A 20,251-nucleotide genomic window follows, 5' to 3' on the forward strand; every position below is an offset into this window, starting at 1 on the left:
CGTGCTAGGCCCCGGGGGCATGGTGGAGCCGGCTATACCCCGGGTTCGGCAGTCTGCGTCATCGTTTCGGCGGTTGCGCAATCCTAGCGTCGAGAGGCATGACGACCGATACTTCGAAGAGTGCGGGGGCCGGCTCCCGGGTGGCTTGGCGCGCTGTTGGGCTGTTCGTCCTTCTCGCGTATGCGGGGGCATGGTTGGCCTTGTTTCCGTTGCTGCTCAGCGGTTTTCATCGGACGCAGGCCACCGCGGATACGACGCCGTTCGTTCAAGGCTCCATCGCCGTCACCATGCTGACCCCCGCCTTGGCCGGGTTGATCGTGTTGCGATGGGTTCACCGCCCGGAGAGTATTCGCGCCGCCATCGGGCTGGTCCGGCCGCGCCCGATCGGGCGGTCGCTGCGCCATGGCCTGCTCGCGCTGGCCGTACCGCTGCTGCTTCAGCTCGCGTCGTTGGGCATTGCGACAGTCGCCGGGACCTATCAGCCGGACCTCGCGCGCCTGACGTCGGCGAATCTCGCCGCGTGGGCCGGTGTGCAGCTGGTCAATCTGATCATCTGGCTGCCGATGTTCTTCGGTGAGGAACTCGGCTGGCAGGGGTATCTGCTTCCCCGGCTGGCCCCGCTCGGCTCGGCGAGAGCGCTGACGCTCACCGCCGCGATCTTCGCGCTGTGGCACCTGCCCACGCTCATCATGGGCGGTCAGTACCCCGGTCACTCCCTGCTGACATCGATCGGCGCGTTCCTCGTCAGCACCACCCTGATACTGCCGATCTTCGCGTGGCTGCGCATGCGCTCGGACTCGGTCTGGCCCGCGGTGCTGGCCCACTCGGCCAGCAGCGGAGCCTCGATCGGCCTGATCTTTCTCCTGTCCGATTCGGAGACGCCCATCGACCCCCTGCGGGTCGGCATGACCGGCTGGCCCGGGTGGATCGTGATGGGTACCGTGGTGGCGGTGCTGGCGGCAACCGGTCGCCTCGACGTATCGCGCCTGGTCCAGCCCGTGGGTCGGCACCGCCGCTGATCTGGATCGCCTGCCGACCGAGAATTCTTGCCGATGAACTGTTTCCGACGACTCTTGTCCGCCATCCGGTATCTGCTCATCGGTGGTGTCACCTCGATGCTGGCGATTCTCGTGGTGTGCGGGTTGCCGGTGGTGGCGGCGCTGTGTCTGATCGGGGTGGGTGTCCCGGCCGTGCCCGAGGCGATACGGCTGATCCGGGCGCTGGCCGGATTCGAGCGACGGCGGGCCGGGCGGGAATTGGGGGAGCCGATCGTCGAGGCGTATCGGCCGTCGACGGGATCGCTGCGGCGCCGGGTCGTGACCATGCTGACCGATCCGGCGACGCGTCGCGACACGGGCTGGCTCATCCTGCACGCCGTGACCGGTGTGGTCGCGGCGGCCGTAGCCGTCGGGCTGCCTATCGATGCGGTTTACAAGCTGGTGACTTCGCTACTGTGGCAGCACATTCCGGCCGGGGCGATCTCCAACAACGGCTTCGCGGTGAACTCGTGGCCGCGGGCCGCCCTGAATGTGCTGATCGCCATTGCCGTGGGCGCCTTGGCAGTACAACTCCCGCGGTTGGCCCGCCTGCAGGTGCTGACGGCGAGAAGGCTGCTGTCGCCCGCGACGACGGCGCTGGCCGAACTCCGGCAGGTCGTGCGCAGTATTTATCCGCCCGTGCTGTCGGATCGCGGTCTGGAGGGCGCGGTCTCGGCGCTGGCCGCCCGCTGCCCGATTCCGTGCACGGTCGATCTGCACAATGTCGGACGCCGCCCCGCGGCGGTGGAGGCGGCAGCCTACTTCGTGATTGCCGAGGCGCTCGCCAATGCGACCAAACATTCGGCCGCTGACCATATTTCACTCGCTGTCACCGGCTCGGATCGCGCGCTGTCGATCGTCCTCCGCGATGACGGTGTGGGTGGCGCGACCGAGCACCCGGAGGGAGGGCTCGCCGGAATCCGGCGGCGCGTCGAGGCTTTCGACGGCGAGATGGAGCTGACCAGCCCGCCCGGCGGGCCTACCGTGGTGCGGGTGGAGTTGCCATGCGGGTCGTGATCGCCGAGGACGATGCGCTGCTGCGCGAGGGAATGGTGTTGCTGCTCGGCACCGCGGGCATCGAGGTGGTGGCGGCCACCGACAACGCGCCGGACTTTCTCGCCGCGGTGACTGCCGAGCGGCCGGATGCCGTGGTCGTGGACGTCCGGCTGCCACCGACCTTCACCGACGACGGCCTGCGCGCCGCCGTGCAGGCGCGGACACTGCATCCGGGCCTGCCGGTGCTGGTGCTGTCGTCCTATGTCGAGAGCAGCTACGCCACCGAACTGCTCGCCGACGGCGCGGGCGGCGTCGGTTACCTGCTCAAGGAGCGGGTCGGAAAGGTCGACCAATTTCTCGACGCCCTGCGCCGGGTGGCTGCCGGCGGCACCGCCATGGACCCGGAGGTGATCTCCCAACTACTGGTCCACCGCAGATCCCGAGACCCCTTGGACGCCTTGACACGCCGCGAGCGCGAGGTACTGGCACTGATGGCCGAGGGCCACGACAACACCACCATCGCCGCCCTACTGGTCGTCACCGAGGGCGCCGTCGCCAAACACATAGGCAACATCTTCACCAAACTCGACCTCTCCACCACCGACAGCGGCCACCGCCGAGTCCTGGCAGTCCTCGCCTACCTCAATTCCTGACGGCCTCCCCGATCTCGCGATGGGTTTCGCTGATGGCCGAAGGGATGGAAATCAGTGGTGGACTGGTGATCTCATCGGTCCATGAGGCAGGCCGCGTACGACGAAATCGCCGAGTGGTACGAGCACACATTTCTCGCCGGTCAGCGGGCACAAGGCGGAGCGGACACCGATCCGCTGGGTATCCGGAATGCACTCGACGTGCTGTTGGGGGAGGGATCCGGGCCGTGTCTGGACATCGGCTGTGGCACCGGGATTTTCGCCGAACAGATACGCCGACTCGGGTGGGAACCCGTAGGCGTCGATCTGTCCGGGCGAATGCTGCGGTTCGCAGCGAACCGCCTCCCCGTCGCCCAGGCGGACGCCACCGCCCTGCCGATCCGCGATGCGAGCGTGCCCGTGGCCGTGGCGATCATGGTCCACACCGACATGCCGGACTATGCCTCGGTGATGGCCGAGGTCGCACGCGTGCTCCGCCCGGGAGGCAGCGTCGTGCACATCGGTGTACACCCGTGCTTCTGCGGCGGTTTCGCCGACCGCAGCAATCCTGAGGCCATCATCATCCGCCCCGGCTACACCAACCAGCACTGGACCACAACATCCTGGACGAACCAAGGACTCCGTGCCAAGGTGGGCGCCTCCCACCTACCACTACCGCAACTACTCCGAACATTCATCGAGAACGACCTGACCCTCGCCAATTTCATCGAAGGCGGCACCCCGACCCCGACGGTACTGGCCCTGAAGGCACAAAAGCCACTCCGAACGGGCTTGATACCCGACCTGTAATCGTGTGCACGTGGTGCTTGAAAAGTGAGGCGGTGTGATCGTCCTGCGGTGGGGCTGGCGTTAGCGTCGAGTTGATAGGACGACGGGTGAACCTGGCGGTCGTGATCGATCCGCGGGTGTGCTGGGAAGGTCAACATGATGGGGGACGGTCGGCATCACAGTTCCTGCGGACGCCGCTTGGGGCGAAACATCATGGCAGCAGGTGGTTCCGAGGGTGATGCGGCGTTTGCCGTCCACCGGCACTGTGGTGTTTCGCTGCTGCGCGCGCGTCGCATCGTCCGCGGATACACCCTGGTGGGTGCGGCCGATCAGCTGAAGGAGATTCTGCGGTCCCGTGGAGTGCCGTCCGAAGGGCTAGCGCACCAGCAACTCTCGCGGTGGGAGAATGGCCGAGACGTGCCCTCGTCGCGTTATCTCGATGCATTGTGCGTTCTGTACCGTACCCGGCCCGACAGGCTCGGTTTCGGGCACGACTACTCCGACTCGTGGGCGATCCCGCAGTTCGGCTGTGAGGAGACCGTAGATCGCAGGGCACCGTCGAATCCCGCGACGATCGGTAAGGCCGCGGTGGCGTATCTCGACCACCTCGAAGAACTCACCGAACGCGCCGGATATGTACTGTATACCGCTGCGCCGACAGAGTTCGTCCCGATGCGCATGGCGGATCTGGCTCGAATCAAGGCGTGCCTGATGTCGGTCCGGTCGGCGGATATCCGGCGGCGGCTGTATCGCCTGTTTGCCAAGAACGCTGGGTTCATCGGCATCCGGATCATCGACGTGGCGGGCCTGGACGATTCCCTCGAATGGTTCGGTATCGCTCGCCGTGCCAGCCAATTGGCAGATGACGTTGGCGTAGAGGCGTGGATCGCGGGACATATCTGCACTTCATGCGCCTGGTACGGTCGGTTCCTCGATTCCGCCCTCGCGGCCGCGCGCATGGCCCAATCGGCTGGAGGTAGCCGTCCGAACGCCGCGGCGGTGTTCGGCTACCTGGCCGAGGCGGGCGTACAAGCCAGGATGGCCTGCCGCCGAGAGACTTTGGCAGCCGTACGCGAGGCCGATCGGCTGTACGCAGTGCTCCCCGAAACCGAGACGGTAGCCGACGGGTGCCACATCATCGAATACTTTCTGCGCTGGCACCAGTCCGTCTCCTTGACCGCGCTCGGCGCGACATCCGACGCCGAGGTCCTGCGGACACGGGCTCTCGAGCTGCCGTTCAGCCGGCAGGACCCGGTCGGGCGATTGGCGCTGCATCTGGATGAGGCCGTCGCTAAAGTCGTGGAGGGGGAGCTGGATCGGGCCTGTCGGATAATCGCCGAGGTGTGGGACCGTACGCCGTCGGAGTATCGGATCGGTCAGATACCGCGCCGCGCCTTCCAAATTCTCGACAGCGTCAAGCCTGCAAACGCCATCAGCAGTGAGGTCCGCGCGGTGCGTGAGCTGCTGGGGGTAGGTTCGGGCGCTCGCTCGTAGCCGAGAAGCATTCTGCTAGAGGATCAATCGTCGGTCCTGGGCGGATCGATGGGTTCGACGCCGAGGTGGTGGCGTATTGCTCGTTCAGAGCGGGGCCAGCCGTGGTTCATTGCTTCTCCGCCGACGAGGGGGCCGATCGGTAGTGGTGCGGGCGCCCATGTTTGGCTGCGCTCACGGTGGTGGCGGGGTGGTTGTGGTGGTGGGTGCAGGTGATTTCTGGGGTGGTGGAGGGGTTTTCGGGGCCGGGCTCGGTGGGGGTTGGGTGAGCGGGGGTGTCGACGATGGCGGCGGTGTGGGGTTGGTTCGCTGTGGTGGCGTGGGTTCGGTTGCGGCTTCGGGGGTTTGGGCCGTGGCCGGGGGAGGTGTTGTCGGCGGGGGCGCGGGTGCTTGGTGGGTTTCGGGGCTGGGGGATGGGGGTTGGGTGCGGGTAGTTGGTTCGGCCGGGGGTGGGGACGTGGGCTCGGCCGAGTCTGCCGTTACGGCGCGGCTTGTCGGGGTGGGTGCGGGGGGTGAGGTCGTGGTAGATGGTGGCGGCCGGTGGGTCGGTTGTGTCGGTGTGGGGCTGGTAGTGGTTGGAGCGGTCGTTGTGGGTGGTGGGGTGGTCGGGCTCGATGGGGTTGTCGGGCTCGGCGGGGTGGTCGGTTGTGTGGTGGTGGGCCGGGGTGTGGTCGGCTGGCTGGGGGTGGTTGTCGAAGGGGTGGTCTGGGGTGGCCTTGTCGTGGTGGGACCCGTTGTGGGAGTGGGTGTCGTGGGAGTGGGGGTTCGGGTTGGGAGTGTGAGGGTTGGTGGCAGCGTGGGGAGTGGGAATGGGGCGGGCGGGTGTACGGACGGAAGGGCCTGTATCGCACAGGAACTCGACTGGGAATGTTCGGGTTGCCGTCCGTCCGGCAGGCAGAGGTCCTGTATGCGGGGAGGGGGTGGGCAGTCCATGGCGCAGCGCAGCGGGGGCAGGCCGGAGATGATGAGCATGCCGCGGAATTGCAGTGTGGCAGTGATCGTGGGCGACGGGGCCGAGGTGCCCGTCGCATTCGGTGCCGGTGTGGGCTCGATGGGTGTACCAGGTGTGGGTTCGGTGGAGGCTCCCGGCGCGGGCTCGGTGGACGCCGCGGCGACGACATCATCGGTGAGCATGGTGGATCCGGCGCCCTCCTGCATGGGGACATCGGGGACGCTGTTCGGTGGGATGAGGCCGGGGGCGATCTCCACCTCGGTCGGTGCGCCGCCGGTCTTGTAGGCATGGGACCAGCTCAGGACCTCGGTGGCGTAGGCGAGGGAGTTGTTGTAGCGCAGGATCGCCCGTAGTTCCAGCTGGGGGTCGCGCAGGTCCACTCCACCGGAGCAGAGGTATTTGCCCGCGCCGAGGGTGGCGTCGAAGACGTTGTTGGGGTCGGCGGCATCGTCGCCGTTGCCGTCGGAGGCGTACTGCGACCAGGTGCTCGGCAGGAACTGCATGGGCCCGATGGCGCGCACGAAGCCGCCGTCGGCGGCCTTGATGATCTCGTTGCCGGGCAGGGTGCCATCCAGGGCGGGTCCGTAGATGACGCCGACGGTGGTGCCGTTGGCGTCGGTGCGGCCGAAGCTCGCGTGATTGGATTCGACCTTCCCGATCCCGGCCAGCAGATGCCAGGTCAACCCGCACTCGGGCAGCGAGGACTGCAGCGTGAGTTCGGCATTGCGGTAGGCGGCGAGCACGATCTCGGGAATACCGAGGGTGCCGCCACCGGGCAGCGAGATGTCGTGCAGGGAAACGGTGCCGACGGGCATGCCGTCGGCGGGTGGGGTCATGGCGCGCAGCTTGCGCGAGGGTTCGGGCGCGGCCGGAACGAGGCCGACCGACCGTTCGTCGGGCGCATTCGTCTGCGCCACGAGCACGGCCGCCAGTTCCGGCGCCGCCACCGTGCTGGGACGTGTCGGGAGATGCACGGCCGATCCCGAGGCCGTCAAGGTCGCTACTGCCAACGCCGCTAAGGCGATCGGTCCGGGTATGCGCATGGGCGCACCGATCCTCGTGGTCGTGTGAACTCGTCGAGGCGCGGTGGCGTCGGGTGGGGCGGCACCGCGACTATCGACACCCACTCATGATGGAAGTCGTTGCCGGGCAAGGAAATACATTACGGGTCAGCCAGTATTCTAACGAAGGCGCAGTCCCGCACAGTGGGTTTGTACGCCGAACATTCCCGAACCCCTACTCGGACGTGCGGCCGCGGGCGGCTACAGCCCCCGCACCGTGGCGACCACCATGGCGTTGCTGTCCTGGCGGAAGTAGATATCCCGCGGCAGGTTCTGCAAGGCCGTCAGACCCGAATCGGGCAGCCAGGTGTAATCGGCCACGCGCAGCGACAGGGGCCCGGCGGGAGCCGTCAGCTCCACCTCGATGCCCTCCGGCGGGGGAGCGGAGAACCGGAAGCCCTTGGTCGGCACGGGAGTCAGGTCGCGCCCGGCCACGCGCAGGGAGGTGACCGGAGAGTCGTAGTCGAGGGCGATGGAGGTGGCGCCGCGCGTCGTGCGCAACCGCAGATGCACGCGGCGCTGCCCGGCATCGGTGGTGTCGGAGAGGACCTCGGCCACCGGTGCCGAAAGCGCCTGGGCCGGAGCGGGTCCGCTCGCGACGGCATCGGACAACAGCGCGGCGAAGGCCGGATCGGGCGCGGCGTCGTGCACGAGATCCTTCGTCCACCCGTCCGGCGATATCCGTGAGACCCACTGTGCGGCACCGGTATCGGCGTTCAAGGCATAGGCGACCTGAACGGTCCGCGGGTGCCGATCGTCGAAGCGATCGACGGCGAGACCGGCCGCGGCCAGCGCCGCGGTGACGACGAGGGCGGTCACCGGGATCAGCACGGTGCGCCGCGTCGGCCAGCTGTGGGTGAGCGGCAGGATCAGCAGCCCGCCGAGCAGCACCACAACAGGGCCCACCAGGAAGGCCGCACCGGCGACCCCGGCCTGCAGGGTCGCCCAGACGTTACCGCCGAAAAAGACCGCCGCGGGGATCAGAAACACGGTGAGCACCGGCAATCGCCAGGCGGATGGAACGGCGAAGGTGACCGAAACCCCCACTGCCGCAGCGAAAGCGGGAACCACCAGCACCTGGCTCGCGGCCGGGGCCAGGGCCGCGAAGACCGCCCCGAGCACGGCCGCACTGCCCAGCGCGCCGACCGCCGCGGCCGTCGCACCGAACAGCCGCCGCGCCAGCAGATACCACGCCACCAGAACCGTGACGCAGACCGCGATGATCGCGAGACCGTAGAGCTCCGGCCGGTACGGATCGACATAGAGCGGGCGGTATTCCGGGCGAATCGCCAGCACCGCCTCCCACACACCCATCCCCGCGGCCACGGCTATCGGCACCGCCATCACGGCCGTCGCCACCGAGGCGAGGACGCGGCCGATCGTGGCCTCGCCGCTGCGCCGGACCTGCCGGATCACCCAGCCCGTGGCCACGAGGGTGAGCACCGCGAGCGCGATCATCACCCACACCGGCAGCACCACCAGCAACCCGAACGGCAGCTGGAAGTAGGACCGATCCTCGCCGGGCGTCGCGGCGAGATCCTGATCGCCCAGTTCCTCGGTCAGAGCCAGGGTGTTGTCGCCCATCTGCTGCACGGTCGCCGGGTTCACGTGTGCCGGATCGTCGAATATGTTGTGGTAGTAGGCGCTTCGCCCCGCGTAGGCCCAGTCCATGACCCGCAATCCGCTCGGCTCCAAGGCGGCGAAGTCGGTATTGCTGCTGGTCTGGGTTCCGGCCAGCGCGGTGGACAGGGAGTCGGTGTTCGGACGCGGCGCCGCGACGGCGACCGAGGCGATGAGGCCGCCGTCGGGATGCGTGGTTCGCCACAGCAGCGGCGGGCCGCCCGCCCCGCGCGCCTCGTGGTTGATCACCACGCTCGGACGCCTGTCGTAGCCACCGCCCGCGACGAACGCTTCCGCGCCGAGCAGCCCGACCTCTTCGCCGTCGGTCAGCAGCACCACGACGTCGTTGCGCAGCGAGGTGCCGCCGTCCCGCAGGGCGCGAACCGTCTCCAGCACCGACGCGACACCGACACCGTCGTCGTTCGCGCCCGGTCCGGAAGGGACCGAATCATAATGCGCCGCAAGGTAGAGCGTGCCCGTCGGATCGGTACCGGGGAGACGGGCGACGATATTGTCGACACGGCCCATACCGAGGACATCGCGGCGCACCGCGTTCGGATACCGGCCGATACCCGACTGAATCTCGGTGTCCAGGCCGAGCTTTCGCAACTCGCCGACGAGATGATCACGGACCCTGTCGTGTTCGGCCGTGCCCATCGGATGGGGTCGGGTGGCGATCGCCTCGACCGTGCGCAGTGCCCGCTCGGCGCTGAATACGTTGCGGGGAGCCGATTCCGGCCGATATCCGTGTGGTTGCAGCTCCCACGCGGTGCCGACGACGACGGCCAGGAGGAGCGCGAACGCGAGGAAACCGGAAAGCCGAGGGCTTGGCCGCATGATCGAATCCTAGTCTGTGTCTTTACGGGTAGAGCTCGTCGAGATAGGCGTCGAGTTCGGCGATCACCTGTTCGGTGTCGAGGTATCCCGCCAATCTCTGCAGGCTGAGACCGTCGACCACGGCGTGCAACCGCGCCGCGATGCGGTCGCGAACCGGTTGCGGCCGTGGCCGTCCCGACTCCGCCTCCAGCGCATCCACGGTTCGGCGGCACAGATCGCGCATGGACGCGAAGTGGTGGCGTTGCACCCGGGCCAGCTCCGGATCGCTCAGGCCGAGGGCCACGAACGAGAACGCGATCGAGACCTCGGTGCCGCGCTGCTCATCCAGCGGCATGGTCTCGTGCAGGGCCGCGCGCATCGTCTCGCGTGCGCTGCCGGTGGGCGACATCGCGGCTATGCGCCGGGTCACCCGATCGATCACCTGTTCGCACGCGAAGGCCAGCAGTTCGGCCTTCGTCGTGAAGTAGTACCGCAGGGCCCCGGTCGACCAGCCGGATTCGGTGGCGACGGCACGGATCGAGACGGCGTCGACACCATCGCGGGCGATGACCCGCCAGACGGCCTCGGCCAGTTCCCGCCGGCGCGCCGCGTGGTCGACGATCTTGGGCATGGGTCTATTTCATACACCCGTGTCGAATAGTTTTCAACACGAGTGTGTGAAAACGGGGTTGTGCTACTCCACCCCCAGTGCCACCTCCGTGGACTTGATCAAGACCTTGACCGACGAGCCCTCGGCCAGTCCCAGATCGTCGGCCGCATCGCGGGTGATCGAGGAGGTGACCTCCTGCCCGCCGGTCAGCCGCACGCGCACCACCGCCATCGCCTCGCCGCGCGTGACCGACAGCACGGTTCCGTCGAGCTGATTACGTGTGCTCAGTCGCATGGGTGTGAGCCTAGGCACCCGTGGGTGCAGAAGTGTGCAGGTCAGCCGGGGTGTCGGGGACCCGCTGCGTTTCCTGAGAAAAAACATAGCCGCAGCACAGGCTGCGGCAAGGCTGGGCTGTCACTGTCGAAGACGCAGCACGCGGTGACAGTGAGGTGCAAGATGGTCGAAATCGAGGTCTCGGGTACCACCGTGACGGTCCATGTGCTCGGCGCACACCGGTTCCTCGGACTGCGCGAGCAGCTGAGCTTCGATCTGGCCGATATCACCGAGGTCGCGATCGCCGAGGTAGACCGGCGGCCGCCCTGGGTGCGGGCACCGGGCACCTTCTTCCCCGGGGTGATCGCGGCGGGCACCTTCCGCGGCAAAGGGCGCAAGGAATTCTGGGACACCCTCTTCGACGGCCGCGCGGTGCGCATCGAGCTGTCCGGCGCCGACTTCACCCGCCTGGTCGTCGATGTGGCAGACCCGGACGCGACCCGGCGCATGTTGACATCGGCCGCTGCGGCCTAGCCGTGGGCCGACTCACAAACCGGTCGGTAGGGCAGGGTCGGGCGTTCCGCCCCAAACCGACGAATTGTCCTGCTGGTCAGCTGATTTAGAGTTGCCGACCTCGGCGTGTCGCGCACGCCACGCCGATGCGACACGCATTTCGGCAAATCTACAGTTTCGCTTGCGGGTCGAATCGACTATTAATGTCCTGTGTCGTTTCCACCCGTGATCACGTGTGTGCCACCGCATCTCACCGGGCGGTGGTCGAGGTGACCGTCGAGCATCCGCTAGGGGACGAGGTCACGCATCTGGCGAGGCGGGTCGAGAAGGCCCGCGGGCGGATGGCCTTCCAGTTCGACCCGGCGCTGACCGAGGCGCTGTCGGAGGACGAGCTCAAGGCCGAACGCGAACTCGCGGAACGGATTCGCGAGCAGGAACGCGAACAGCGTTGGAAGAACGTGCAGGCGGCGGCCGCGGCGTCCGATCGGGCCCGGTCGACCTCCGAAGCGATCGCGAAGGCCGACATGCGAGATCTCCTGATGGCCCGCAAGGCGATTGCCGCGCAGCGGCGTGAGTCCAGCCCCCATGCCAAGCTGGCCTCGTTGTACCGGCATCGAGCCTGGTCGCTGCGTGCGCTGGCCGGTGTCGTGGTGGCGGGCATGCTGTGGTCGGCGGTGAATGTCCAGCACAACATCGCGCCGGGCGGCCCGAGCGATCCGCTGTACTGGTTCAGCTATTTCCTCGAAGGCATGATCAGCGTCTGCCTGGTGATCATCATGGTCGGCACCAACAAGGTTGCCGAGTGGGGGATCCTGGACAGCCGCAAGCAGGTCGTCGCCGCCGAACTGGCGCTGCTCGCCCTGACGATCGGCCTGAACACCTACCCCTACCTGCGGTCCGGATCCTGGTACGACGTCGGCGTGCACGCGGTCGCGCCGGTCATGGTCGGTGTCGCGCTGCTGGTGCACGATTCCGCCAGCCACCGCTACGGCCAGGCCATCGCCCGGGCGACCGAAGAGGTGAAGGACATCCCCGACCCGGCCGAGCAGATCCGGCGCACCCTGCCGACGTTCGTCAGCTTCATCCGCCAGGCCGCCCCGGACACCCGGCCGACGCCGGCGCCGCTGCCCGCTCTGCCGACCGCACCCGCCGAGCAGCCGCCGGCCGAGGGCGCCAAGGCCGAGGTGCGCGACGCCGAAACCGTCGACACCACGGTCGAACCCGATATCTGGTTGCCGAAGTCCTCGTCCACCTCGTCAGCGAAGAGCTGGATGTCCGATCTCAAGGACACACCGGTCGCCAAGGATGCCGGAACCAACGGCAAGAAGGGGAAGTCCGAGCCCGACAGCGACTCCGACCCGCTCAGCCTCTACGACACCGGCCAGTTCCGCATCGCCGAAACCCTCGAGCAGGAACTCGCCGAACTGCGCGCCGAACGCCGCCGCGCCCGCGCGAAGAAGCAGCAGCGCGCCTCGGCCGCGTCGACCAACGGATCGGGCGCCGACGACGAATAGGCGTCGCCTCGTCAGGTCAGGTGGTCGAAATCGCCGCTGACCCAGCCGATATACCGATCGGCGGAGCGGCGGAGGGTGCCGCGGGCGTCGGTATCGATGATCTTGCCGAAGTTGTCGTAGAGGCGATCGAAGTCGAATTCCTCGACCGTCTTCGTGATGCGGTCGACGACGGCGGCCGACAGCGGGATGCGGTTGGGGTAGCTGCGCATGAAGGTGACCGTGGTGCGGTCGGGATTGGCGTGGATGGTGTCGGAGCTGAACAGCACGCCCTCACCGCCCGCCCCCGCCGCCCAGTGCCCCACCGCGCTGCCCGGAAAGTGCCCACCCACCTGGCGCACGGTGAAGCCCGGCAGTAGGTCGATCCGGCCGGACCAGGGCCGGATCACCGGATCGGGGCGGGCAACCCACTGCATATCCGCCTCCGCCACCAGGATCGGCACCCCGCCCAGCGCGCGGCTCCACTCCACCTGCGCGCCGAAATGGTGTGGGTGGCTGGGCACGATCGCGACGACCTCACCGAGTTCGCGTACCCGCTCCGCGATATCGGCGTCCAGATAGCCGTTCACATCCCACAGCACATTGCCGCCGGGGGTGCGCACGAGATGTGCTTCCTGCCCGATCGCCAACCTCGGCTCCACGGTGAGGCCGAACAGGTCCGGCTCGAGCTCCCGCAGCCGCACCGAACTGCCGGATGCGGACAGTTCCTCGAGCGTCGTCCAGTGCTGACCGTCGGCGGGCACCCACTGCCGCTCGTCGGTGCAGATCCGGCAGATCTCCGCTGCCGCATCGTGTTCCACCCCGCAAGTGCTGCAGATCTTCCACATAGTGTCTCCTGCACTGTTAGGTACACCCACTTCCACAGGTACACGCGTCCCCGGCAAAAAGCATGCCGGGGATCGGCCGGATTCAGCTGAGCAGTCCCACGATCGTGGCGCTGATGAAGCTCACCAAGGTGGCCGCATACAGCAGCTTCAGGCCGTGCTGGGCCGCCACCAGGCCCTGCTTCTCGCTCAGGCTGCGGACCGCGCCGATGATGATGGCGATGCTGGAGAAGTTCGCGAACGACACCAGATAGGTGGACACGATCGCCATCGACCGCGACGACAGCTCACCCTGGTCCTCGTTCAGCTGCTGCATCGCGACCATCTCGTTCGACACCAGTTTGGTGCCCATGAAGGTGCCCGCATCGGACGCCTCGCTCCACGGGATCCCGGTGAGGTACGCCAGCGGCGCGAAGACATGGCCCATCACATCCTGGAACGTGGTGCCGTTGAACACCGCCGCGAAGATGCCGTTCACCATGGCCAGCAGGGCGATGAAACCGATCAGCATGGCCGCCACCGTGAACGCGACCCGGAAACCCACCAGGATGTACTCGGTCAGCATTTCGAAGAACGACTGCCGCCTGCGCTCATTGTTGCCGCCGTTGCCGTTTCCATTGCCGTCGCCGTTGCCCTTATCGCCGACATCGGCGGCGAGCAGTTCGGCATCCTCCTCCGCGGTGACCCGGTAGGGGTTGATCAGCGAGGTCACCGCGAAGACGCCCAGCAGATTCAGCACGATGGCGGCAATGACGTAGCGGGCATCGATCAGCTGCATATAGGCGCCCAGAATCGAGGCCGACACCGTCGACATCGCCGAGGCCGCCAGGGTGTACATGCGCTGCGGCGGAATGCGGTCCAGCATGTTGCGCAGCGAGATGAACACCTCGGACTGGCCCAGGATCGCGGCGGCGACCGCGTTGAACGATTCCACCTTGCCGAATCCGCTCACCCACGACAGCAGCAGGCCGAGATATTTGATGATCAACGGCAGCACCCGGATGTGCTGGAGAATGCCGATCAGCGCCGAGACGAACACGATCGGCATCAGCACCGCGAACAGGAACGCCGGGGTATCGCCGTACTTGGCCACATCGCCGAAGACGAATTCCGTACCCTGCGCGGCATAGTCGAGGATGTGCTGGAAACCGTCGCGAATCACCCGGATGACCGCGGTGCCCACCCCGGTTCGCAACAGCACGAACCCCAGCGCGAATTGGGCGATCAGCAGGATCGCGACTCTTCCGAGTTTGCCCACCGCGGACCGCCGGTCATTGCTGGGCAGCCACGCGAGCAGCAGAAACACCAGTAGGCCGACGCCGCCGATGACGTAGTGCACGTATACCTCCGCAAATCGTTTGCGGACACGCTACCGGTCTTGACAGGAGTTTCCGGCGAAATGCACTGTTGGATTCATCGTTCCACGGCGTTGCGGATGAATCCGTGGGCGTTCTCCAGTAACCGGCGCGCCTGTTCGGCGTCGACACCGGCCAATTGCATGACGATGGCGGTCTTGGAATGGCCCTCGGCCGCGTCCAGCAGCGCGGCGGCGGTGGCCGCGTCGACGCCCGTGGCCTCCTCGACGATGCGTCGCGCCCGATCGCGCAGCTTGGTGTTGGAGGGGTTCAGGTCGACCATGAGGTTGCCGTACACCTTGCCGGATCGGACCATCACCGCCGTCGAGATCATGTTGCACACCAGCTTTTGCGCGGTGCCGGCCTTCAACCGGGTCGACCCGGTGAGAACCTCCGGTCCCGTGTCGATTTCGATTGCCACATCGGCGTACTCGCTCAACTCGGCGTCCCGGTTGCACGAGACCGCCACCGCCGCGGCGCCCACGGAGCGCGCATAGCGCAGTGCCCCGATCGCATAGGGGGTGCGCCCGCTGGCCGCCAGCGCGACCACCACGTCGTCGGCGGTCAAATCGACGGCGGCCAGATCCAGCGCGCCGCGTTCGGCGTTGTCCTCGGCGCCCTCCACCGACCGGGTCAGCGCGGGCGGCCCCCCGGCGATGATGCCGAGTACCTCGCTCGGATCGGTGCCGAAGGTGGGCGGGCATTCCGACGCGTCGAGCACGCCGATCCGTCCGCTGGTACCCGCACCCACGTACAGCATCCGCCCCCCGGTCGCGCGCGCCGCGACGATCAGTTCGACCGCCCGCGTGATCTGCGGAATCGCCTGTGCCACCGCCGAAGCCACACCGGAGTCGGCGGCGTTCATGGTGCGCAGCAATTCCTCGACCGGCAGGGTGTCCAGGTCCACGGTCGCGGGATCGATCGCCTCGGTGGTGAGGTCGCGGATCTCGATCAAGTCGCCTCCTTGTTGCCGCGGCGGTCCGCCACCGCCTCGTGGGTGCGGCGCAGGGCGACCACCGCCGACGGAGTGCGTTGCAGCACACCGATATACAGCGCGTCGACGACGAGCAACTGACTCATCCGGCTCGCCATCGCCGCGGACCGGAACCCGTCCTCGCGCCCGGCCACCAGAATCGTGTGGGCGGCCGTGCGGGCCAGCCGCGACTGGGCGCTCGCGGTGACGGCCACCGTCGTCGCGCGCGTCCCGGCGCGGCGCAGGGCCTCCACCACGGCGGCCGTCTCACCCGAATGGGAGAAGGCGACCACCACGTCCTCGGTCTCGAGCAGGCTCGTCTGCACCAGGGCGTCGTCCTCGGAGGTGCTGGCGCGGCACCACATCCCGATCCGGGTCAGCTTCTGCTCCAGATCCGTGGCCACCAGGCCGGAGGCGCCGATGCCGATCAATTGCACGCGCCGCGCCCGCACCAGCGCCTCGACGACCGCGGTCAGCGTGATCGGATCGGCCAGATCGGCGGTCGCCAGCATGCCCTCGGTTTCGAAGGCCGTCAGCTTGTGCACGACCTTGGCCAGCGGGTCGTCGGCGACGATATCGGTGGCGAAGACCGGTGTCCCCGGTTCGGCGCCGGTCGCGGCCAACGCCAGGCGCAGCTGCGGGTACCCGTCGTAGCCCAGCGTCTTCGCCAGCCGGACCACCGCTGAGGTGCTGGTATCGGCGCGTTCGGCGAGCTGGTTCACCGTCAATTGGGCGGCACCGGGCGGATCGTCCAGTATCACGCGGGCAACCCGCAGCCCGGTCGGTGTGAGCCGCGGCATCGCCGACAAGAGGCGAGTGCGAACGTCGTCATCCTCGGCCATGGTTCACCAGTTTGCCTTGACGGGTTCGGGGGAGGTGGGAGCGGGATGCAGTCGGCTGGCTATACCGCCCACTGCTAGAGTGACCAGCACCCCTATCGGGACCAGCCACTGCGCAGCAATCCCCTTCTCGACGACCGAGCCTCCGGCGGTCACGTCTATCTTGATCACCCGCACCACGAACGTCATCACGGCGACTGTGACGACGAAGGCCACGATTGCGTCTAACTCGTTCGCGCGCTTGATGAGTCGCCCGAGCAGGAACGCACCCAGCAGCGCGCCGTAGGTGTATCCGGCGATGGTCAGGGCGGTGAGATACACGTTGCCGGTGGTCGCGCTGAAGCCCATGGCGAAGCCGGCCATCAGCACCGCCCACACCAGCGTCATGATCCGCCCCATCCGCAGCATGATCTGGTCGGAGAGTTCGCGCCGGGAGAAGCTGCGCACGATGTCGGCCACCGTGGAATTGGCCATCGAATTCAGCGACGACGACAGCGTGCTCATGCAGGCGCCGAGGATTCCGGCGACCAGCAGTCCGGAGATCACCACCGGAAGTCCGTGCAGGATGAAGTCCGGGTACAGGCTGTCGGCGGTGGCCAGGCCCATCTCCTTGGCGCTGCGACCGTTGTTGTAGGCCCACAGCAGTGCACCCAGCAGCGAGAAGGCGGCGAACTGCAGGGCGATGAAGACGCCGGAGCCGATCATCGCCTTGCGGCTGTCACGCACCGAACTGGTCGACAGGATGCGTTGCACGATCAGCTGATCGGAGCCGTGCGAGGCCATCGTGAACAGCGCACCGCCGATGATTGCGGTCGGCAGCGCGAAGGGGCTGGTGAGGATGTGCCCGAGATCGAAGTTGGTGTCGAACAGCTGGAACTTCCCGGCGTGGAAGGCATCCGAATATCCCGAGGCGCCGACATGGCTGGTCAGGACGCCGATCGCGATGAAGGCGCCGACGAGGTAGAGGGCCATCTGTAGCGCGTCGGTCCAGATGACCGCCTTGATACCGCCGAGGTAGGTATAGAAGACCGTCACCAGCGTCAGCACGGCGATGATGACGTCGTAGCCCAGGTTGACGCCGAACTCGTCGAGCAGAAGCTGCACCGGGATCGCGGCGGCGAACAGCCGAACGCCGTCGGCGAGCAGGCGGGTGAAGACGAAGGTCACTGAAGCTACGCCTTGCAGGTAGCGACCGAATCGCTGCTCCAGGTACTGGTAGGCGCTGACGAATCCGCCCCGCTTGTAGAGCGGGATCAGGGCGAAGGCCACGACCGTGCGGCCGATGATGTAACCGATCGCCAGCTCGACGTTGCCGAATGCCTGATCGGTATAGGCGCCGCCCGGGATGGAGATGACTGTCAGCACGCTGGTCTCGGTGGCCACCACCGAGAAGCACACCGCCCACCACGGCATCTGGCCCTTGCCGATGAAGTAGTCGTCGCTGGAGCGCTGTTTTCCGGAGCCGCGCAAGCCCACCCAGGCCACCACGACCAGATACACGACGATGACGGCGAGATTGAGTGCGTTCATCGTGGCTCCCCGGCGATAGCGCGGACGAATTGCAAGTGATTCTCGATTGAGAGAGTAGAACTGTCAATAATTGCCAGCACGGCGGATCACCAATTTCTCCACGGCGGTATCTGTATCGACGGCCAAGAGCGCGGCACCGTCGACCGGACCGCCGAGCGGGGCGCGGCGCTCGACCAGATGCGCGATGGCCGCGTCGAGTGGATCCAGGAGTGCAGCACCGAGGTTGACCAATCCGCCGATGATCGCACAGGGTACCGGCGGCCGCAGCCCGGTCCGCGCGGCGGCGGAGCGGACGGTGGCGGCGAGGGCAGCGGCGGCGGCACGCATGATGTCGGCCGCCACGGGATCGGTGGCGGCGACGGCCGCCACGACGGGGGCGAAACGGGCGGTCAGCAGCGGCGGGTTGTCGTGTCGGCCCATGTAGTACGGCAGATCGGAGAGCGGAACCCCGTATTCCTCGACGGCCTCGGCCGCCAGCACCGTCTCCGGCCCGCGGCCGTCGAAGGCGCGCAGTGCGGCGCGCAGGCCCGACAGGCCGATCCACGCGCCGCCGCCCTCGTCGCCGAGCAGGGGCCCCCAGCCGTCGACGCGGATCAGCTCGCCGGATTCGTCGACGGCCGTGGCGACCACGCCGGTCCCGGCCGCGAGTGCCACGCCCGGGCCTCCGCCCAGCGCGCCGACGTGGGCGGTGACCGCATCCGAGGTCACGGCCACCTCGGCCACCGCGGGCAATTCGGCGAGCCGGTCGGCGAGGTCGGCGGCGGCGTTCGGTGCCGACCAGGCCCCGGCGGCGCCGACGGAGACCGCGAAAGGCGGTGCGGCATCGGTGATCTCGTCGATGATCCGATGAATCCCGCGGTAGGCCGCCGCGGTGCCGTCCACATCGGCGAGCCCCCGCGTCCCGGCCGTCTGGGTGGTGCGCACCTCCCGGCCACCGATGCGCAACGAACTGCGGCAATTGGTCTTGCCGAGATCGACGGCCAGAATCGGGCGGCTCATGAGCGCACCTCCGTCGGATCGGGCGCGCCGATCGCGCGCAGGTCCCGCAAACGTGTCTCACCGGCCCACACGAACGCCGTCACCGTCGCGGCCAGCATGAGGCACAGCAGCAGCGCGACCGGCCTCGTCGACGGATACCGGTGCAGCAGGGCGACTCCCACGAGCGGTGTGACGGATCCGCCGACCACCGTGGCCAGCTGGTAGCCCAGGGAGGCGCCGGTGTAGCGGACCTCGCTGGGGAACAGTTCGGCGAAGAACGCCGCCTGGGCGCCGGTCAGCAGGCCGTGCAGGGTCAGCCCGACGACCACCACGACCAGGATCCGGCCGAACCGGCCGTCGTCGACCCAGGGCAGGGCGGCCAGGGCCCAGATCGCGATCAGCACGGCCAGCACGATACTCGAGGTCCGGCGTCCGTAGCGGTCGGCCACCGCGCCGCCCGCCAACATGGCCGCCGCCTGGCAGCCCGAGGCGATGGCGAGCGCGGCGAGCGCGGTGCCCTTCGGCACGTCCACGATCTTGGTCAGATAGGCGAGCAGGAAGATGTTGAAGGTGTAGTAGGTCGCCTTCTCCCCGACGTCGGCCAATGCGGCGATGAGCACCTGTGTGCGGTGGCGCTCGAGCACCACGCGCACGGGTGCGCGCACGGTGGCGGCGCGCTGCTGCGCCTCCAGGAAGATCGGTGATTCCGCCACCGAGTGGCGCAGCCAGAGCCCGCCGAGCACGAGCACGATCGACAGCAGAAACGGGATTCGCCAGCCCCAGTCCAGGAATTGGGCATTCGTGACGCCCCTGCCGAGCAGGGCCAGCACGCCGGTCGCTAGCAGATTGCCCAGTGGCCCGCCGGTCTGCGGCCAGCTGCTCCAGAAACCGCGGTGCCGCTCCGACCCGTGTTCGGCCACCAGCAGCACCGCACCGCCCCATTCACCGCCCAGCGCCAATCCCTGAGCCAGCCGCAGCACGACCAGCAGCAGGGGTGCGGCGACGCCGATGGTGGCGTATCCGGGAATCAGCCCGATCGCCACCGTCGCGGCGCCCATCAGGATCAGGCTCAGCGACAGCGTGCGGCGGCGTCCGATCCGGTCGCCGAGATGGCCGAACAGCACACCCCCCAGCGGCCGGGCGGCGAAACCCACCGCATAGGTGGCCAGGGCCAGCAATACACCGGTCAGCGGGTCGTGGGAGGGGAAGAACACCTTGTCGAACACGATCGCCGCGGCCAGGCCGTAGAGGAAGAAGTCGTAGAACTCGATCGTCGTCCCGATCATCCCGGCGGCGACGATGCGGGCGAAGGGCGTGGTGTTCCGTCGGGCCATCACCTGACTATGGCTGCCGGATTCGTCGGATGTGCGTGGATCTGCGCCCCTTATTTCGGGGGCCCGGCGTGGCGGTGACCGCGCCGTTGCGGGCTGCCAGTACAGTCCCTCCGGTAGCTG

Annotated in this window: 18 protein-coding genes; 7 read left to right on the forward strand and 11 right to left on the reverse strand. The window is 67.8% G+C overall.

What is annotated here, in order from left to right:
- Window positions 1-98 precede the first annotated feature (98 nt).
- The 5 genes from IU452_RS30550 to IU452_RS30570 all read left to right on the forward strand — a co-directional run bounded on the left by IU452_RS30550 (window position 99) and on the right by IU452_RS30570 (window position 4,945).
- On the forward strand, window positions 99-1,019 hold the full coding sequence (locus IU452_RS30550; protein ID WP_195112676.1) for a CPBP family intramembrane glutamic endopeptidase: 921 nt from the start codon (window positions 99-101) through the stop codon (window positions 1,017-1,019).
- A gap of 33 nt (window positions 1,020-1,052) precedes the next feature.
- Window positions 1,053-2,054: a sensor histidine kinase gene (locus IU452_RS30555; RefSeq protein ID WP_195112677.1), complete on the forward strand. Its 1,002-nt coding sequence runs from the start codon at window positions 1,053-1,055 to the stop codon at window positions 2,052-2,054.
- Window positions 2,042-2,686: a response regulator transcription factor gene (locus IU452_RS30560; RefSeq protein WP_195112678.1), complete on the forward strand. Its 645-nt coding sequence runs from the start codon at window positions 2,042-2,044 to the stop codon at window positions 2,684-2,686. The genes IU452_RS30555 and IU452_RS30560 overlap by 13 nt, the downstream gene beginning before the upstream one ends.
- Window positions 2,687-2,767: 81 nt before the next feature.
- Entirely contained in the window at window positions 2,768-3,472 is a 705-nt protein-coding gene (locus tag IU452_RS30565; RefSeq protein WP_195112679.1) for a class I SAM-dependent methyltransferase, read from the forward strand.
- A gap of 192 nt (window positions 3,473-3,664) precedes the next feature.
- Window positions 3,665-4,945, forward strand: coding sequence for a helix-turn-helix domain-containing protein (locus IU452_RS30570; protein ID WP_195112680.1), 1,281 nt, complete (start codon window positions 3,665-3,667; stop codon window positions 4,943-4,945).
- A 171-nt stretch (window positions 4,946-5,116) separates the two neighbouring features.
- Here the strand turns inward: IU452_RS30570 and IU452_RS39035 are convergent, their stop codons facing one another.
- The 4 genes from IU452_RS39035 to IU452_RS30590 all read right to left on the reverse strand — a co-directional run bounded on the left by IU452_RS39035 (window position 5,117) and on the right by IU452_RS30590 (window position 10,295).
- Window positions 5,117-6,868 carry a lytic transglycosylase domain-containing protein gene (locus tag IU452_RS39035; protein WP_324192917.1) on the reverse strand — a complete coding sequence of 584 codons (1,752 nt, stop codon included), beginning with the start codon at window positions 6,866-6,868 and terminating at the stop codon, window positions 5,117-5,119.
- 288 nt (window positions 6,869-7,156) lie between these two features.
- The gene (locus tag IU452_RS30580) at window positions 7,157-9,412 is read right to left on the reverse strand and encodes a M20/M25/M40 family metallo-hydrolase (protein ID WP_195112681.1); all 2,256 of its coding nucleotides are present in this window, start codon (window positions 9,410-9,412) and stop codon (window positions 7,157-7,159) included.
- 22 nt (window positions 9,413-9,434) lie between these two features.
- Window positions 9,435-10,022 carry a TetR/AcrR family transcriptional regulator gene (locus IU452_RS30585; RefSeq protein WP_195112682.1) on the reverse strand — a complete coding sequence of 196 codons (588 nt, stop codon included), beginning with the start codon at window positions 10,020-10,022 and terminating at the stop codon, window positions 9,435-9,437.
- Window positions 10,023-10,085: 63 nt separating this feature from the next.
- Entirely contained in the window at window positions 10,086-10,295 is a 210-nt protein-coding gene (locus IU452_RS30590) for a TOBE domain-containing protein (RefSeq protein WP_195112683.1), read from the reverse strand.
- A gap of 162 nt (window positions 10,296-10,457) precedes the next feature.
- On the opposite strand from IU452_RS30590, the gene IU452_RS30595 reads away from it, so the two are divergent.
- Both IU452_RS30595 and IU452_RS30600 read left to right on the forward strand, forming a co-directional pair.
- On the forward strand, window positions 10,458-10,808 hold the full coding sequence (locus tag IU452_RS30595) for a hypothetical protein (protein ID WP_195112684.1): 351 nt from the start codon (window positions 10,458-10,460) through the stop codon (window positions 10,806-10,808).
- Between the two features lie 248 nt (window positions 10,809-11,056).
- A complete protein-coding gene (locus tag IU452_RS30600; protein WP_195112685.1) occupies window positions 11,057-12,301 on the forward strand; it encodes a hypothetical protein in 1,245 nt (414 codons plus the stop codon).
- 11 nt (window positions 12,302-12,312) lie between these two features.
- Here the strand turns inward: IU452_RS30600 and IU452_RS30605 are convergent, their stop codons facing one another.
- The 7 genes from IU452_RS30605 to IU452_RS30635 form a co-directional block, all read right to left on the reverse strand.
- Complete coding sequence (locus IU452_RS30605) at window positions 12,313-13,125, reverse strand: MBL fold metallo-hydrolase (RefSeq protein WP_195112686.1); 813 nt, start codon at window positions 13,123-13,125, stop codon at window positions 12,313-12,315.
- A gap of 82 nt (window positions 13,126-13,207) precedes the next feature.
- A complete protein-coding gene (locus IU452_RS30610) occupies window positions 13,208-14,461 on the reverse strand; it encodes a NupC/NupG family nucleoside CNT transporter (RefSeq protein WP_195112687.1) in 1,254 nt (417 codons plus the stop codon).
- A 74-nt stretch (window positions 14,462-14,535) separates the two neighbouring features.
- Window positions 14,536-15,429 carry an N-acetylmuramic acid 6-phosphate etherase gene (gene murQ / locus IU452_RS30615; protein ID WP_195112833.1) on the reverse strand — a complete coding sequence of 298 codons (894 nt, stop codon included), beginning with the start codon at window positions 15,427-15,429 and terminating at the stop codon, window positions 14,536-14,538.
- Window positions 15,429-16,292, reverse strand: coding sequence for a MurR/RpiR family transcriptional regulator (locus IU452_RS30620; protein WP_195112688.1), 864 nt, complete (start codon window positions 16,290-16,292; stop codon window positions 15,429-15,431). The genes murQ and IU452_RS30620 overlap by 1 nt, the downstream gene beginning before the upstream one ends.
- A 3-nt stretch (window positions 16,293-16,295) precedes the next feature.
- Window positions 16,296-17,819: a sodium:solute symporter gene (locus IU452_RS30625; RefSeq protein ID WP_195112689.1), complete on the reverse strand. Its 1,524-nt coding sequence runs from the start codon at window positions 17,817-17,819 to the stop codon at window positions 16,296-16,298.
- Window positions 17,820-17,882: 63 nt separating this feature from the next.
- Window positions 17,883-18,818 (reverse strand): N-acetylglucosamine kinase, encoded by a 936-nt coding sequence (locus tag IU452_RS30630; RefSeq protein ID WP_195112690.1) that lies wholly within the window; start codon window positions 18,816-18,818, stop codon window positions 17,883-17,885.
- Window positions 18,815-20,131: an MFS transporter gene (locus tag IU452_RS30635; RefSeq protein ID WP_195112691.1), complete on the reverse strand. Its 1,317-nt coding sequence runs from the start codon at window positions 20,129-20,131 to the stop codon at window positions 18,815-18,817. Before IU452_RS30635 ends, IU452_RS30630 begins: the two co-directional genes overlap by 4 nt.
- Between the last annotated feature and the right edge of the window lie 120 nt (window positions 20,132-20,251).

This window comes from Nocardia transvalensis (genome assembly GCF_015477765.1).
Lineage (GTDB): Bacteria > Actinomycetota > Actinomycetes > Mycobacteriales > Mycobacteriaceae > Nocardia > Nocardia transvalensis_A.

Coding starts and splice junctions, on each gene's coding strand:
- IU452_RS30630 (WP_195112690.1), bottom strand. CDS start 18,818: ATGAGCCGCCCGATTCTGGCCGTCGATCTCGGCAAGACCAATTGCCGC.
- IU452_RS30635 (WP_195112691.1), bottom strand. CDS start 20,131: ATGGCCCGACGGAACACCACGCCCTTCGCCCGCATCGTCGCCGCCGGG.
- IU452_RS30585 (WP_195112682.1), bottom strand. CDS start 10,022: ATGCCCAAGATCGTCGACCACGCGGCGCGCCGGCGGGAACTGGCCGAG.
- IU452_RS30605 (WP_195112686.1), bottom strand. CDS start 13,125: ATGTGGAAGATCTGCAGCACTTGCGGGGTGGAACACGATGCGGCAGCG.
- IU452_RS30550 (WP_195112676.1), top strand. CDS start 99: ATGACGACCGATACTTCGAAGAGTGCGGGGGCCGGCTCCCGGGTGGCT.
- IU452_RS30565 (WP_195112679.1), top strand. CDS start 2,768: ATGAGGCAGGCCGCGTACGACGAAATCGCCGAGTGGTACGAGCACACA.
- IU452_RS30620 (WP_195112688.1), bottom strand. CDS start 16,292: ATGGCCGAGGATGACGACGTTCGCACTCGCCTCTTGTCGGCGATGCCG.
- IU452_RS30555 (WP_195112677.1), top strand. CDS start 1,053: ATGAACTGTTTCCGACGACTCTTGTCCGCCATCCGGTATCTGCTCATC.
- IU452_RS30595 (WP_195112684.1), top strand. CDS start 10,458: ATGGTCGAAATCGAGGTCTCGGGTACCACCGTGACGGTCCATGTGCTC.
- IU452_RS30570 (WP_195112680.1), top strand. CDS start 3,665: ATGGCAGCAGGTGGTTCCGAGGGTGATGCGGCGTTTGCCGTCCACCGG.
- IU452_RS30560 (WP_195112678.1), top strand. CDS start 2,042: ATGCGGGTCGTGATCGCCGAGGACGATGCGCTGCTGCGCGAGGGAATG.
- IU452_RS30625 (WP_195112689.1), bottom strand. CDS start 17,819: ATGAACGCACTCAATCTCGCCGTCATCGTCGTGTATCTGGTCGTGGTG.
- IU452_RS30580 (WP_195112681.1), bottom strand. CDS start 9,412: ATGCGGCCAAGCCCTCGGCTTTCCGGTTTCCTCGCGTTCGCGCTCCTC.
- IU452_RS30590 (WP_195112683.1), bottom strand. CDS start 10,295: ATGCGACTGAGCACACGTAATCAGCTCGACGGAACCGTGCTGTCGGTC.